The following is a 14,585-nucleotide window of genomic DNA, read 5'->3' as shown; positions in this document are numbered from 1 at the left end:
CCGGCTTCCCGGTCACCCGCAGCCCGGTTGGCGTCGTCCGCTCGGCGCGGAGCACCCGCGACCTCGCCGTCCTGGACGCCCGGGTCTCCGGCTGCCGGGCCTGCCCGCGCCTGGTGGCCTGGCGGGAGGAGGTCGCCCGCGTCAAGCGGGCCTCCTTCCGGGACGAGGAGTACTGGGGCCGCCCGGTGCCGGGGCTCGGTCCGGCCGACGCCCGGATCGCCGTCGTCGGCCTGGCGCCGGCCGCGCACGGCGGCAACCGCACCGGGCGGGTGTTCACCGGCGACCGCAGCGGGGACTGGATCTTCGCCGCGCTGTGGCGGGCCGGCCTGGCCAACCAGCCGACGTCCACGCACATCGGTGACGGGCTGCAGCTCACCGACGTGCGGGTCGCCGCGGCGGTCCGCTGCGCGCCGCCGGCGAACGCCCCCACGCCGGAGGAGCGGGACACCTGCTCACCGTGGCTGGCGCGCGAGCTGGCGCTGCTGCCGCGGCTGCGGGTCGTCGTCGTCCTCGGCGGGTTCGGCTGGACGGCGCTGTGGCCGGTGCTGGCCGGGGCCGGCTACCCGCTGCCCCGGCCCCGGCCGGCGTTCGGGCACGGCGTCGAGGTGTCGCTGGAGGGGCCGCGCGGGCCGCTGACCCTGCTGGGCAGCTACCACGTCAGCCAGCAGAACACCTTCACCGGCAAGCTCACCGAGCCGATGCTGGACGCCGTCCTCGCCCGGGCCACCGAACTGGCCGCGACCCTGCCGGGACCCCCTCCCCGGCCCTAGGCTCCCCCCATGGCGCAACGACCCGTGGTCCTCGTCGTCGGCGGCGGCTACGTCGGCCTCTACACCGCCCTGCGGCTGCAGAAGAAGTTGTCCCGGGGGCGAGCGGAGATCGTCGTCGTGGACCCGCAGCCGCACATGACCTACCAGCCCTTCCTGCCCGAGGCCGCGGCCGGCTCGGTGGAGCCGCGGCACGTCGTGGTGCCGCTGCGCCGGACGCTGCCGCGCTGCCGCGTGGTCACCGGGGCCGTCACCGGCCTGAGCCACGCCGAGAAGCGGGCGCGGATCGCCCCCATCGAGGGCGAGCCCTACGAGCTCCGCTACGACGTCCTGGTGATGGCGGCGGGGTCGGTGGCCCGCACGCTGCCCATCCCCGGGCTGGCCGAGCACGGGATCGGGTTCAAGAACGTCGGCGAGGCCATCTACCTGCGCAACCACGTGCTGGCCCGGCTCGACGCGGCCAGCTCGACCGACGACCCGGAGGTCCGCCGCCGCGCGCTGACCTTCACCTTCGTCGGCGGCGGCTACGCGGGCGTCGAGGCCTTCGCCGAGCTCGAGGACATGGCCCGCTACGCGATCACCCACTACTACCCGCGGCTCTCGACGGCCGACATGCGCTGGGTGCTGGTCGAGGCGATGGGCCGGATCCTGCCCGAGGTCGACCTGGACATGGCCGCCTGGACGGTCAAGCAGCTCACCGCGCGCGGGATGGACGTGCGGCTGAACACCAGGCTGGAGTCGGTCGCCGACGGGTGCACGGTGAAGCTCTCCGACGGCGACGAGTTCGCCAGTGACACCCTGGTGTGGACGGCGGGCACCAAGCCCAACCCGATGCTGAGGGAGACCGACCTGCCCGTGGACGAGCGCGGGCGGGTCGCCTGTGAGCCCACCCTGCAGGTGCGCGGGGTGGACGACGCGTGGTCGGCCGGCGACCTCGCCGCCGTCCCGGACCTCACCAAGGAGAGCCCCGGCGCGACCACGGCGCCGAACGCGCAGCACGCCGTGCGGCAGGCGAAGCGGCTGGCCGACAACATCGTGGCGACGCTCGAGGGGCGCGAGCCGGAGCCCTACCGGCACGCCTACGCCGGCTCCGTGGCCAGCCTGGGCCTGCACAAGGGCGTCGCGCAGGTCTACGGCGTCAAGCTGAAGGGCTGGCCGGCCTGGTTCATGCACCGCACCTACCACGTCAGCCGGGTGCCCACCTTCAACCGCAAGGCACGGGTGGTCGCCGACTGGACGCTGGCCGCGGTGTTCCGCCGCGAGGTCATCTCGCTGGGCCAGCTGCAGGACCCGCGCCGCGAGTTCGTCCAGGCGGCGAACACCGGCCGGACCGGCTCGCTGCCGCCGCCCTCGGCCGAGGACAAGGCCCAGTCGGGCACCATGAGGGCGAGCTGACGCCGGGCCGGCGTCGTCAGCGGCCCCCGTAGCCCAACTGGCAGAGGCAGGCCCCTTAAAAGGGTCCCAGTGTCGGTTCGAACCCGACCGGGGGCACTACCGGGCCGACACGGACAAGTCAAGGCTTGACTGCACACTGTCACCCCACAGACAGTCACACAGGTCACACAGGGTGTCTCAGCGTTGAGACACCCGAGAGCAGAGGGGGACCCTGCATGACCCGAACCGACTCCCGCCGGGCACGGACGGTGGCGCTGGGCGCCGCCGGCGCGATGGCCCTGGCGGGCACCGTGGCAGTGGCCGCGCCGGCCGCCGCCGCCCCGGGCGCCGCGCAGGCGTGCGAGCAGCGGACCAACAACACCGTCGCCCAGCTGACCGACTGCGTGACCCTGGACGGGGTCATGGAGCACCTGGAGGCGTTCCAGGGCATCGCCGAGGCGAACGGCGGCAACCGTGCCTCCGGGACGCCGGGCTACGACGCCTCCGTCGAGTACGTGGAGCAGCGGCTCAAGCAGGCCGGCTGGGAGGTCTCCCGGCAGGAGTTCCAGTTCCCGTTCTTCCAGCAGATCAGCAGCGCCTTCTCGCAGACCGCCCCGGACCAGGCCACGTACGCGGAAGGCGCCGACTACGCCGTGATGACGTACTCGGCGTCCGCCGACGTCACCGCGACCGCCCAGGCGGTCGACGTCGTGGTCCCGCCGCCGGCGGCGGCCAACGGCAACACCAGCGGCTGTGAGGCCACCGACTTCACCGGCTTCACGCGAGGCAACATCGCGCTGGTCCAGCGCGGCACCTGCCCCTTCGGCCAGAAGGTCGCCAATGCCCAGGCCGCCGGCGCCTCGGCGGTCGTGGTGTTCAACGAGGGCCAGGAGGGTCGCACCGACGTGGTGCAGGGGACGCTGGGCGCGCCCGGGGCCACCATCCCGGCGATCGGCGTCTCCTACGCCCTCGGATCGACCCTCGACGGTGACACCCTGCGCGTCGCCGTCGAGGCCGTGAGCGAGTTCCGGGACACCGAGAACGTGATCGCCGAGCTGCCCGGCCGCACCTCGGACAACGTCGTCATGGCCGGTGCGCACCTCGACTCGGTGCCCGCCGGCCCGGGCATCAACGACAACGGCAGCGGCAGCGCGGCGCTGATCGAGGTCGCCGAGAACCTGGCGGAGGCGGAGCTGACCAACACCGTCCGCTTCGCCTGGTGGGGCGCCGAGGAGCTCGGCCTGCAGGGCTCGAACCACTACGTGGCCGGCCTCGACCAGGCGCAGCGCGACCGGCTCGCGCTCTACCTGAACTTCGACATGGTGGGCTCGCCGAACTTCGCCCGGTTCATCTACGACGGCGACCTGTCGGCCTTCCCCGCGCCGAGCGGCGTGCCGGTCCCGGAGGGCTCGGACCAGATCGAGTACGTGTTCGAGGACTACTACGAGGAGCAGGAGCTCTTCTACGAGGGCACCGAGTTCAGCGGCCGCAGCGACTACCAGGCCTTCATCGGGGCCGGCATCCCGTCCGGCGGCCTGTTCACCGGCGCGGAGGGCGTCAAGCAGGGCTACCAGGCGGAGGCCTACGGCGGCGAGGCCGGGATCGCGTACGACCCGAACTACCACCAGGTCGGCGACGACATCGCCAACCTCGACCCGGAGGCGCTGGACCAGAACTCCGACGCCATCGCCTACGCCGTCCTGACGCTGGCCTACGACACCGAGCGGGTGAACGGGGTGGCCGGTGGACCGGTCCCGGGCGGCACCTTCGAGGGCGACCCGGAGGCCCGGGAGTACCGCATCTCGGCCGCGCAGCCCAACGGCGGTGGCGGTCTGCACGCCGGGCACGACCACGACCACGGCGGCGACGCGGTCTGAGGAAGGGCCCCGTCCTCCCCACCCTTCGCAGGCTCAGGGCGGGACCCGGGACGGGGCCGCCGTCCTCCCTACCCTTCGCAGGCTCGGGACGGGGCCGCGGTGAGCCCCGGGGACGGAGCCCGCGGGGGCCGGTGGCAGGCTGACACCGGCCCCCGCGGCACGTCCGCACCCCCCGTCCGGGTGTCCAGCAGACGTCCAGGAACGTCCGCGCCCCCTGATGCGTTGACCTGGACGAGTGGGGTGCAGGACCGTGGGCCCCACGACAGCCGGTCACCTCGAGGAGATGACGATGCCCAGCTCCAACCCGGTCTTCGGCCGGGGCCTCCAGAACACGGGTCCTGGCCACGGCCAGCAGTCCACCCCGTGGGGCGGGGCGCCCCAGTACGGCGCTCCGCAGTACGGCGCCCCCCAGTACGGCTACGGGACGCAGGACCCGTACGCCGCGCAGTCGCCGTACGCGCCGCCGACCACCCGCTACATGACGATGGACGACGTCGTCCAGAAGACGGGCCTGTCCTTCCTGGTCACCGTCCTCTCGGCCGCCGTCACCTGGGCGCTGCTCCCGCAGGAGCTGGCGTTCGGCCTGGCCCTGCCCGCGGTCCTCGTGGCCCTGGTGCTCGGCCTGGTGATCTCGTTCAAGCAGATCGCCAACCCGGTCGCCACGCTGTCCTACGGCGCGCTGTACGGCATCGCACTCGGTGCCATCAGCGAGGCGTTCAACGCGATCTACCCCGGCATCGTGATGCAGGCGCTGGTCGGCACCTTCGGTGTCTTCGCCGGCATGCTCGTCGTCTACAAGACCGGCGCCATCCGGGTCACCCCCAAGCTGACCCGCTGGATCGTCGGCGCGATGTTCGGTGTGCTGGCGCTCGTCCTGGTCAACCTGGTGGCCGGGTTCTTCATCCCCGGCGGCCTGGGCCTGCGTGACGGCGGCACCCTGTCGATCATCTTCAGCCTGGTCGTGATCGGTGTCGCGGCGTTCTCGCTGCTGCTGGACTTCGACATGGCCGACGAGGCGATCCGCCGCGGTGCCCCCGCGAAGTTCGCCTGGTACATCGCCTTCGGCCTGCTCATCACGGTCGTCTGGCTGTACCTGGAGATCCTGCGGCTGCTGTCCTACTTCCAGAACGACTGACACAGCCCGCACGCACGGCAGTGGCCCGGTCCCCGCGAGGGGACCGGGCCACTGGCCGTTTCCGGGGACTACCGGCGGTCGAGGCCGCCCTGCCGGGCCGGCCCCGCCCGGAGACCCCGTTCCGGGTCCCGCGCCGACTTCGTGAGGCGTGGGGAGGACGGGGCCCGCGTGCGGGCGGTGGGGAGGACCGGGTCCTCGGTCAGGACAGGCGCTCCAGGACCATCGCCATGCCCATGCCGCCGCCGACGCACATCGTCTCCAGGCCGAAGGTCGCGTCCCGGGTCTGCAGGCCGTTGATCAGCGTGCCGGTGATGCGGGCGCCGGTCATGCCGAACGGGTGCCCGACGGCGATCGCCCCGCCGTGCACGTTCAGCTTGTCGATGTCGATGCCCAGGTCCCGGTAGCTCGGGATGACCTGCGCGGCGAAGGCCTCGTTGATCTCGACCAGGTCGATGTCGCCGATGCTCATCCCGGCCCGCTGCAGCGCGAGCTTGGAGGCGTCGACCGGCCCGTAGCCCATGATCTCGGGCGACAGACCGGTGACCGCGGTCGACACGATGCGCGCCAGCGGGGTCAGGCCGAGGTCGCGGGCCTTGGTGTCGCTCATGACCACGACCGCGGCGGCGCCGTCGTTGAGCGGGCAGGCGTTGCCCGCGGTGACCCGGCCGTCGGGGCGGAAGACCGGCTTGAGGCCGGCGATGCCCTCCAGCGTGGTGCCGGCGCGCGGGCTGTCGTCCTTGCCGACCACCGTGCCGTCGGGCGTGGTGACCGGGGTGATCTCCCGCTCCCAGAAGCCGTCGGCGGTGGCCTGCTCGGCCAGGTTCTGGCTGCGGACGGCGAACTCGTCCATCTCCTGGCGGGAGACGTCCTTGAGCAGCGCCAGGTTCTCCGCGGTCTGCCCCATGGCGACGTAGATGTCCGGGACCTCGCCGTTGTCCCGGGGGTCGGTCCACGAGTCCGCGCCGCTCTCGGCGGTCTTGGCGACCCGGGCCTGCGCGTCGGCGAACGCGGGGTTCTGGGTGTCCGGCAGCGAGTCGCTGTTGCCCTTCACGAACCGGGACACCATCTCGACGCCCGCGGAGAGGAAGACGTCGCCCTCGCCGGCCTTGATGGCGTGCATGGCCATGCGGGTGCTCTGCAGCGACGAGGAGCAGTAGCGGGTGATCGTCGTCCCGGGCAGGTGGTCCATGCCGAGCAGGACGCTGACGACGCGACCCATGTTGTGGCCCTGCTCCCCGCCGGGGAGGCCGCAGCCGAGGATCAGGTCGTCGATGTCGGTGGGGTCGAGCGCGGGCACCTTGTCGAGGGCCGCGCGCACGATGGTCGCGGTGAGGTCGTCGGGCCGCAGGTCCTTGAGCGAGCCCTTGAACGCGCGGCCGATGGGGGAGCGCGCGGTCGCGACGATGACGGCTTCGGGCATGGGTCCTCCACGATGAGGGGATCCGACGACGGGTCGCCGGACGTCGGGGCGCCCCCGAACCTACTCCCCGGTAGGGGTCGCGCCGCCCTCAGGCGAGGGGTGTCGCCTCCGCGGCGCGCTCGGCCTGCTCCGGCGTCGGCAGGTCCGGCGGCCGGCGGCGGCGCAGCCGGGCCCACGGGCCCCGCGGACCGGTGTCCGAGCCGCGGACCGCGGTGGCCTGGACCTCGGTGCCGGTCCGGCCGGCGGCCCGGGCGGCGGCCGTTGCGACCGGACGGACGGTGTCGCGGCGCAGGTTGCGCAGCCCCCGGTCGGCCGCGGCCGGCCAGACGCCGAGCGCATCGGCGATCGAGGGCAGCAGGACGGCGGCCGCGGCGGCGTAACCGGCTGCGCTGGGGTGGAACTCGTCGACGCTGAACAGGTCCTGGTCCTCGGCGAACGACGGGCCGAGCACCGATCCCAGCGACACGGAGCGCCCGCCGGCCTCGACGACCGCGATGGTCTGGGCGGCGGCCAGCTGACGGCTCCACCGGCGGGCCAGCCAGCGCAGCGGCCGGCCGATCGGGCGCACGGTGCCGAGGTCCGGGCAGGTGCCGACGACGACCTGCGTGCCGGCCTCGGTGAGCCGGCCGACGGCGTCGCGCAGGTGCCGGACGGAGACCGCGGGCGCCGTGCGGCTGGTGACGTCGTTCGCGCCGATCATGATGAGTGCGACGTCGGGGCGCTCCAGCAGGGCCTTGCCGACCTGCTCGTCGAGCTGCCAGGACCGGGCGCCGGACACCGCGAGCCGCACCAGCCGGACGGGGCGCTCGGCCAGCTCGGCCAGCGCCGCGGCGAGCAGCACCCCGGGGGTCTGGGCGGCGCGGTCGACGCCGAGGCCGGCAGCGGTGGAGTCACCGAGGACGGCGAGGACGATCGGCCGGCCGCGCCCGCGGCCGTACACCCCGTCGCCAGGGGGTGGGGCGACCTTGACGGTCCGCGACTCCACGTGGCGCCGGGCCGACCGGGCCTGCTGGCGGAGGAGGGCGAGCACCCCGGCCCCGGCCAGGCCCAGCCCGCCGCCGCCGTAGGCGGCCCCCGTGGCCAGCCGCCACGCCGTGGTCGCTCGAGTCACCGCCGCCCTCGTCCCCTCGGAAGTGGTGGACACCTGTCCCTGCAGGCTAACCGCCGCCTACGGTCGCCCCGTGGCCGAATCCCCCGTAGGGGTCACTCACGGTGACCGCGCCCAGCAGATCGTCGACGTGCTCGTCGACGCCTTCTCCGAGCTCATGACCGCCGACGCGGACGCGTTCCGCACCAAGTTCCGCAAGATGGCGGCCGACCCGTTCGCCTTCTACCGGGGCTCCGCCTGCCTCTTCTACGCCGACATGGCGGAGCTGCCGGACCGATGGTGCGACGAGCGCACCGGCCGGGTGTGGATCCAGGGCGACCTGCACGCGGAGAACTTCGGCACCTACATGGACGGCGCGGGGCGGATCGTTTTCGACGTCAACGACTTCGACGAGGCCTACGTCGGGCACGTCAGCTGGGACCTGCGCCGGTTCGCGGCCAGCTTCGCCCTGCTGTCCTGGCGCAAGGCCTTCGGCGACGAGGTCATCTCCGACCTGCTGCGCGGCTACCTCACCGCCTACCTCGACCAGGTGGCGGCGTTCACCCGCCTCGACGACGACAAGACCTTCGCCCTCGTCAAGGACAACACCGAGGGTGCGGTGCACGACGCGATCCTGCGGACGACGGCGCGCACCCGGCAGGGGCTGCTGGACCGGATGACCGTCGTGGAGAACCACGAGCGGCGCTTCGCCGACAGCCCGCGCAGCCGCCGGCTGGACGACCGGGAGCGCGAGGAGGTGCTCGCCGCGCTCGACCGCTGGAAGCAGACGGTGCACCCGCCGCGCCGGCGCCGCGACGTGACCTACGACGTCAAGGACGTCATCGGCACCGGCGGCTTCGGCATCGGCAGTGCCGGGCTGCCTGCCTACAACGTGCTCATCGAGGGCTACGACCAGGCGCTGGAGAACGACGTCGTCCTCTCCCTCAAGCAGGGCAACGTGCCCGCGCCCAGCCGGATCGTGCGGGACGCCGACATCCGGGCGTCCTTCGAGCACGAGGGCCACCGCACGGCGATCTCCCAGCGCGCCCTGCAGGCCAACGCCTCCCAGTTCCTCGGCCACACCGAGATCGGCGGCGTCGGGTTCGTCGTCCAGGAGCTCTCGCCCTACGAGACGGACCTGGAGTGGGACGACCTCACCGAGCCGGAGCAGATCTCCCCGGTGATGCTCCAGCTGGGGCGGGCGACGGCGAAGGTCCACTGCGTCGGCGACGCCGACAGCGACCACACCCTGGTGCCGTTCCAGACCGAGGAGGCGATCACCGCGATGGTCGGCGACCGGCGCGAGGAGTTCGTCGAGGACCTGGTCGGCTTCGCGCACGACTACGCCCGCCGCACGCAGGACGACTTCCGGCTGTTCGTGGACGCCTTCCGCGCCGGACGGATCCCGGGGATCAGCTCGAGCGGGTCGCACCCGGTGCCCCAGGCCCCCTCCCGGGTCCCGCCCCGAGCGGACCGGGGGGTGGGGGAGGGGAGGTCCGTCAACGCGGGGTGAGCGGGACGAGGTCCTCCACCATGCCGACGTGCGGGCCGATGCCCGGCTTGTCGTACTCGCCGGTGACCACGGTGAAGCCGGCCTGCTCGTAGAACCCGGCCGCGGTCGTGCGGGCGTGGCACCAGACCAGCTCGCCGCCGCGAGCCGCGACCCCGGCCAGTCCCGCGGCGAGCAGTGCCCGGCCGGCGCCAGACCCGCGCACGGCCGGGTCGGTCGCCATCCCGCGCAGCTGCCAGGCGGCCCGCGCCTCCGGGCGCCAGGGGCAGGGTGCGGGCGAGAAGCGGACCACGCCGACGACCCTGCCCGCCGCGTCGCGGGCGGCCAGGTGGAAGGTCGCCGGGTCGTCGTCGCCCGGCCAGACCACGTCCCCACCACCCGGCCGGAGGACCGCGCGCCGCAGGTTGTGGGTGACGTCGGCCGCGACCTCCTCGACGGTGACGGGGGTCGCCTGGCTGGTCACCCTCCCAGTCTGCCCCGGGGCGGCGCCGATCTCGCCGGCCCCGTCCAGAGGCTCGCCCCAAGGGTGCGCGGGGTGAGGAGGACGGGGTCCTCTCTCACCGGGCCCGGCGGCCTCGCCGCGTGCGCAGGTAGTCGGCGACGACGTACTCGCCGAGCCGCTCGCTGTCGGGGGTGAACACCCGCCCGCCGGCCCGCTGGGTGATGTCGTGGACGAAGTGCACCAGCCCGGGCTCCGGGTCGAGGGCGAAGACGTTCATGGTCGCCCCGGACCGGGCCACCCGCTCCACCTCGGCGACGGTGCGGGCGATCGTCTCCGGCATCGGGGGCCAGCAGAAGAACGGCGTCCCGTCGTCCTCCAGGTGGGCGGTCGGCTCGCCGTCGGTGACCACGAGCACCACCGGCTCGGCGTCCCGGTGCCGGGCCAGGAAGCGCCGGGCCAGCATCAGCCCGTGCTGCAGGTTGGTGCCCTGCAGCGTGTCCACGCTCAGCTCGGCGAGGGTCTCCGGGCGCAGCACCTGCGCGGTGGAGGAGAAGCCGATGATCTGGATGGCGTCCTGCGGGAACCGGGTGGTCACCAGCGAGTGCAGCGCCATCGCCGTCGACTTGGCCGCGCCCCACGTGCCGCGCAGCGCCATCGAGTAGGAGAGGTCGACCAGCAGCGCGACCGCGGCTCCGGTGCGCCGCTCGGTCTCGACGACCTCGAAGTCCTCGACCGCGATGCGCACCCGCCGGTCGTGCTCGGCGCGGGGCTCGTGCGCGGTGCGCAGGACGGCGTTCCGCACCGTCCGGACGACGTCCAGCGGCTGCTCGTCGCCGAACCGCCACTCCCGCGAGCTGCCGGTCAGCTCCCCGGCCGCGCCCGCGTCGGCGACGTCGTGCTCGCCGCGGCCGGTGGCGTCGAGCTGGGCGAACACCCGGCGCAGCGCGGTCGCGCCCAGCCGGCGGACCGCCTTGGGGGACAGCTCGAGCTTCCCGTCGGAGCGGTTGAGGTAGCCCTGCCGCTCCAGCTCGCGCTCCATCTGGCGCAGCGCGGCGAGGTCGTCGACCGCCGGCCGGCCCAGCGCCCGCTCCAGCAGCTCCTCGTCGACGTCGGCCAGCGAGGCCCCGGCGTAGCCCTGGGAGAGCTGGTTGGACAGCGCCTCCAGGTCGGCCAGCTCGGCGACGGCGCTGGTGGCGTCGCCCATGCCGAGGGACTGCTCGCCGTCGGGCACCTGCCCGCGCTGCCCCCAGGGCAGGTCGGGCCGGGCCTGGCGGAGGGCGTCCTGCAGGTGGGCCATCTCGCTGGCCAGACCCATGTCCTGCATCGTCTGCGCCATCAGGTCGGCCAGCTCGGCCCGCTGCTCGGGCGAGAGGCCGGCCATCATCCGCTCCTGCGCGGCCGCCCGGCGGGCCAGCTGGTCGATCAGCTCCTCGACCGACTGCGGGTCGTCGGGGAAGAACTGCCCGTGCTTCTCCATGAACTCCTGGAACTGCTCGTCGGTGTCCTCCCCGCGGTTGTGCGCGTCGATGAGCTGCGAGAGGTCGGCGACCATGTCCTTGACCGCCTGCACGTCGCCCTCGGTGGCGTTCTCCAGCGCCTGCTTCATCGAGGCGAAGGAGCTGTCGAGCACCTCGCGCCGCAGCAGGTCCTGGATCTGCTCGTACGCCTGCCGGGCCTCCGCCGAGCGCCAGTCGTACTCCTTGAGCGCCCGGACGGCGCCCGCGGTGTCCTCGGGCAGCGCGTCGAGCTCGGCCTCCGCCAGGCGAGCCATGTCGTCCGGGTCGGGGAACAGCTCCCGCCGCTCGGCCTCGACGGCGCGGTCGAGCAGTTCCCGGACCTCCTGCAGGGTGCCGTCCATCCGCCCCGCGTTGCGCGCCTGCCGCAGCCGCTCGCGGACCGACCGGCGCAGCTCGTCCAGCCCGCGCCGCCCGTCCATGCCGCGGCGCAGGAGCTCCCGCAGCGCCTCGCGCACGCCGCTGCCGCCGAGCACCGAGTCGCCGATCTCGTCGACCGCGCTGCCCAGGTCGTAGGGCGGGGCCAGCGGGTCGGGCCCGCCCCGCCAGCGCCCGTACCGGTGGCCCCTGCCGGGCTTCCTCACCACGTCAGGCTCCGTAGACCGTGCGCGCGCCGTCGGTGTCCTTGGCCAGCCGCCGGGTCAGGTAGAGCCCCTCGAGGGCGAACTCCACCGCGGCGGCGGCCTGCTCGGCCGACTGCTCGCCCTCCGGCACGCCCAGCCGGCCCAGCAGCTCCGCCAGCTTCGGGATGGTGCCCAGCTGGCCGAGGAGCGCGGCGGCCGGCACCAGCTCGCCGGACTCCACGGTCTCCCCGCCGGTGAAGTGCTCCTGCAGGCCGGTCAGGTCCAGCCCGGCGCAGCGGGCTCGGAAGGTCTGCGCGGTCGCCTGGCGCAGCAGGTGCTCGAGCACCTCGGTCTCGCGCTCGTCGTCCGGGTCGGAGCCGGAGTCGGCGAACTCGACCTTGCCCCGGCTGGCCGGGACGATGCTGGGCAGGTCGACGACGCGGGCGACCGGCCGGGTCTCCCCGGCGACGGCGGCCCGGCGGACGGCCGAGGCCGCCACCGTCTCCAGCCCGGCGATCGCGAACCGGGCGCTGACGCCGGAGCGCTGGTCGACGTGGTTGGAGTCGCGCACCAGCCGGGTGAAGCGCGCGACGATCTCCACCAGGTGCTCGGGCACCAGCGGCGTCTCCAGCTGCTCACCGGCGGGCCGGCCGGCAGCGGCCCCGCCGGCTGCGTCGCTGCCGCCCGCCCACCCCGGCCAACTGGTGTGCGCCTCCTGGTTCAGCAGGCGCACCTCGTCGGTCAGCTCGATCGGGTAGTGGGTGCGCACCTCGGCGCCGAAGCGGTCCTTGAGCGGGGTGATGATCCGGCCGCGGTTGGTGTAGTCCTCGGGGTTGGCGCTGGCGACCAGCAGCAGGTCCAGCGGCAGCCGCACCCGGTAGCCGCGGATCTGGATGTCGCGCTCCTCCAGCACGTTGAGCAGCGCGACCTGGATCCGCTCGGCGAGGTCGGGCAGCTCGTTGACGCTGAAGATGCCGCGGTTGGTCCGCGGCACCAGGCCGTAGTGCACCGTCTCGGGGTCGCCCAGGGTGCGGCCCTCGGCCACCTTGATCGGGTCGACGTCGCCGATGAGGTCGCCGACGCTGGTGTCCGGGGTGGCCAGCTTCTCGCCGAAGCGCTCGCTGCGGTGCAGCCAGCCGACGGGCGTGGCGTCGCCGTGCTCGGCGATCTGCCGGTGGGCCCACACGCTGATCGGGGCCAGCGGGTGCTCGTTGAGCTCGCTGCCGGTGAGCACCGGCGTCCACTCGTCGAGCAGGCCCACCAGGGTGCGGATCAGCCGGGTCTTGCCCTGGCCGCGCTCACCCAGCAGGACCAGGTCGTGGCCGGCGATGAGGGCGCGTTCGACCTCGGGGACGACCGTGTCCTCGAAGCCGACGATGCCGGGCAGGGACGGCTCGCCGGCGGCCAGGCGGGCGAGCAGGTTGGCGCGGATCTCGGCCTTGACCGGCCGGGGGGTGGCCCCGCTGTCGCGGAGCTCGCCGAGGGTCGTGGGTGCGGGGGGAGCGGAGGCGGGAACGCCGGAGTCCGTCACCCCAGCCACGGTACGACGCGACCGGCGGCACGGGCACCCGTCCGTCGCTGCCACCTGGGCCTCCGTGCTGCGAAGATCGACCCATGGTGGCTGGAGAGCTGCGGCGGGACGGCGTCGCCCTGGTCGGCGGAGCGGACGTCGAGGCCGCGGCGGCACTGCTGGACGGCGTCGTCCGGCGTACGCCGCTGGAGCACTCGCGGGCGCTGGCCGACCGGGTCGGCGGCCCGGTCTGGCTCAAGTGCGAGAACCTGCAGCGCACCGGCTCGTTCAAGATCCGCGGCGCCTACACCCGGCTGGCGCGGCTGTCGGCCGAGGAGCGGGGGCGGGGCGTCGTCGCCGCCAGCGCCGGCAACCACGCGCAGGGCGTCGCCCTGGCCGCACAGCTGCTGGGCATCCGGGCGACGGTCTTCATGCCGGAGAGCGCCCCGCTGCCCAAGGTGGCGGCCACCCGCGGCTACGGCGCGGAGGCCCGGCTGGGTGGGGCGTCGCTGACCGAGGCCCTGGCGGCGGCCGCCGAGCACGCGCAGCGCACCGGCGCGGTGTTCATCCACCCGTTCGACCACCCCGACGTGATCGCCGGGCAGGGGACGGTCGGGCTGGAGGTCCTCGACCAGTGCCCCGACGTGGCCACCGTCGTCGTCTGCACCGGCGGCGGAGGGCTGGTCTCCGGCGTCGCGGCCGCGGTGCGGGCCCGCCGTCCCGACGTCCGGGTGGTCGGCGTGCAGGCCGCGGCCGCCGCCGCCTTCCCCGGGTCGCTGGCCGCCGGCCGGCCGGTGGCGCTGACGGGGATGACCACGATGGCCGACGGCATCGCCGTCGGCGCGCCCGGGGAGCTGACGTTCGCGCACGTCCGCGACCTCGTCGACGAGGTCCGCACGGTCAGCGAGGAGGACCTCTCGCAGGCGCTGCTGTTCTGCCTGGAGCGGGCGAAGCTCGTCGTCGAGCCGGCCGGGGTGGCCGCTGTCGCCGCCGTGCTCGCCGACCCGGCCGCCTTCCCGCCGCCCGTCGTCGCGGTCGTCTCCGGCGGGAACATCGACCCGGTGCTGCTGCTCAAGGTGGTGCAGCACGGCATGGCCGCGGCCGGGCGTTACCAGTCGCTGCGGCTCCGGGTGCCCGACCGGCCGGGGTCGCTGGCCGCGGTGCTCGCGGAGCTGGCCCAGGTCGGCGCCAACGTGCTGGAGGTCGAGCACGAGCGGACGGCGACCCGGCTGGGACTCGGCGAGGTGGAGGTGTTCGTCGTCCTGGAGACCCGCGGGCCCGAGCACGCCCAGGAGGTGCTGGCCCGGCTCGACCGGGCCGGGTACACGGTGACCACCGGCTGAGCGGACCCCCGTGCCCCGCACGCTCGGGGTGCGCCCGGGGGCC

The 14,585-nt window shown here is 74.2% G+C and carries 11 protein-coding genes and 1 tRNA gene; 7 read left to right on the top strand and 5 right to left on the bottom strand.

Annotation, left to right across the window (positions count from 1 at the left end; genetic code table 11):
• Positions 1–113 precede the first annotated feature (113 nt).
• The 5 genes from BMW27_RS22185 (at position 114) to BMW27_RS22165 (ending at position 5,153) form a co-directional block, all read left to right on the top strand.
• Positions 114–770: a uracil-DNA glycosylase gene (locus BMW27_RS22185; protein WP_281244782.1), complete on the top strand. Its 657-nt coding sequence runs from the start codon at positions 114–116 to the stop codon at positions 768–770.
• A 9-nt stretch (positions 771–779) separates the two neighbouring features.
• Positions 780–2,162: an NAD(P)/FAD-dependent oxidoreductase gene (locus tag BMW27_RS22180; protein WP_091448535.1), complete on the top strand. Its 1,383-nt coding sequence runs from the start codon at positions 780–782 to the stop codon at positions 2,160–2,162.
• A gap of 22 nt (positions 2,163–2,184) precedes the next feature.
• A tRNA-Leu gene (locus BMW27_RS22175) sits at positions 2,185–2,258 on the top strand.
• Positions 2,259–2,377: 119 nt separating this feature from the next.
• Positions 2,378–4,018 (top strand): M28 family metallopeptidase, encoded by a 1,641-nt coding sequence (locus tag BMW27_RS22170; RefSeq protein ID WP_091448532.1) that lies wholly within the window; start codon positions 2,378–2,380, stop codon positions 4,016–4,018.
• A 289-nt stretch (positions 4,019–4,307) separates the two neighbouring features.
• Positions 4,308–5,153 (top strand): Bax inhibitor-1/YccA family protein, encoded by an 846-nt coding sequence (locus tag BMW27_RS22165; protein WP_091448530.1) that lies wholly within the window; start codon positions 4,308–4,310, stop codon positions 5,151–5,153.
• A gap of 199 nt (positions 5,154–5,352) precedes the next feature.
• Here BMW27_RS22165 and BMW27_RS22160 read toward each other — a convergent pair whose 3' ends face one another.
• Both BMW27_RS22160 and BMW27_RS22155 read right to left on the bottom strand, forming a co-directional pair.
• Entirely contained in the window at positions 5,353–6,573 is a 1,221-nt protein-coding gene (locus tag BMW27_RS22160; protein ID WP_091448529.1) for an acetyl-CoA C-acetyltransferase, read from the bottom strand.
• A gap of 88 nt (positions 6,574–6,661) precedes the next feature.
• Positions 6,662–7,684: an SGNH/GDSL hydrolase family protein gene (locus tag BMW27_RS22155; RefSeq protein WP_091448526.1), complete on the bottom strand. Its 1,023-nt coding sequence runs from the start codon at positions 7,682–7,684 to the stop codon at positions 6,662–6,664.
• A gap of 70 nt (positions 7,685–7,754) precedes the next feature.
• On the opposite strand from BMW27_RS22155, the gene BMW27_RS22150 reads away from it, so the two are divergent.
• Positions 7,755–9,173: a DUF2252 domain-containing protein gene (locus BMW27_RS22150; protein WP_245743806.1), complete on the top strand. Its 1,419-nt coding sequence runs from the start codon at positions 7,755–7,757 to the stop codon at positions 9,171–9,173.
• Here the strand turns inward: BMW27_RS22150 and BMW27_RS22145 are convergent.
• From BMW27_RS22145 to BMW27_RS22135, 3 genes are all read right to left on the bottom strand, one after another.
• Positions 9,160–9,633, bottom strand: coding sequence for a GNAT family N-acetyltransferase (locus BMW27_RS22145; protein WP_091448523.1), 474 nt, complete (start codon positions 9,631–9,633; stop codon positions 9,160–9,162). The genes BMW27_RS22150 and BMW27_RS22145 overlap by 14 nt on opposite strands.
• Before the next feature lie 94 nt (positions 9,634–9,727).
• Complete coding sequence (locus tag BMW27_RS22140) at positions 9,728–11,710, bottom strand: VWA domain-containing protein (protein WP_245743805.1); 1,983 nt, start codon at positions 11,708–11,710, stop codon at positions 9,728–9,730.
• 4 nt (positions 11,711–11,714) lie between these two features.
• Positions 11,715–13,220: a sigma 54-interacting transcriptional regulator gene (locus tag BMW27_RS22135; protein WP_245743804.1), complete on the bottom strand. Its 1,506-nt coding sequence runs from the start codon at positions 13,218–13,220 to the stop codon at positions 11,715–11,717.
• 83 nt (positions 13,221–13,303) lie between these two features.
• Here BMW27_RS22135 and ilvA point away from each other — a divergent pair, with 83 nt between their 5' ends.
• A complete protein-coding gene (gene ilvA, locus BMW27_RS22130) occupies positions 13,304–14,542 on the top strand; it encodes a threonine ammonia-lyase (protein ID WP_175486624.1) in 1,239 nt (412 codons plus the stop codon).
• Positions 14,543–14,585 lie beyond the last annotated feature (43 nt).

The organism is Geodermatophilus poikilotrophus (genome assembly GCF_900111455.1).
GTDB classification, from domain to species: domain Bacteria; phylum Actinomycetota; class Actinomycetes; order Mycobacteriales; family Geodermatophilaceae; genus Geodermatophilus; species Geodermatophilus poikilotrophus.
The sequence above is the reverse complement of the archived record's forward strand: the minus strand, read 5'-3'. Positions and strand labels throughout refer to the sequence as shown.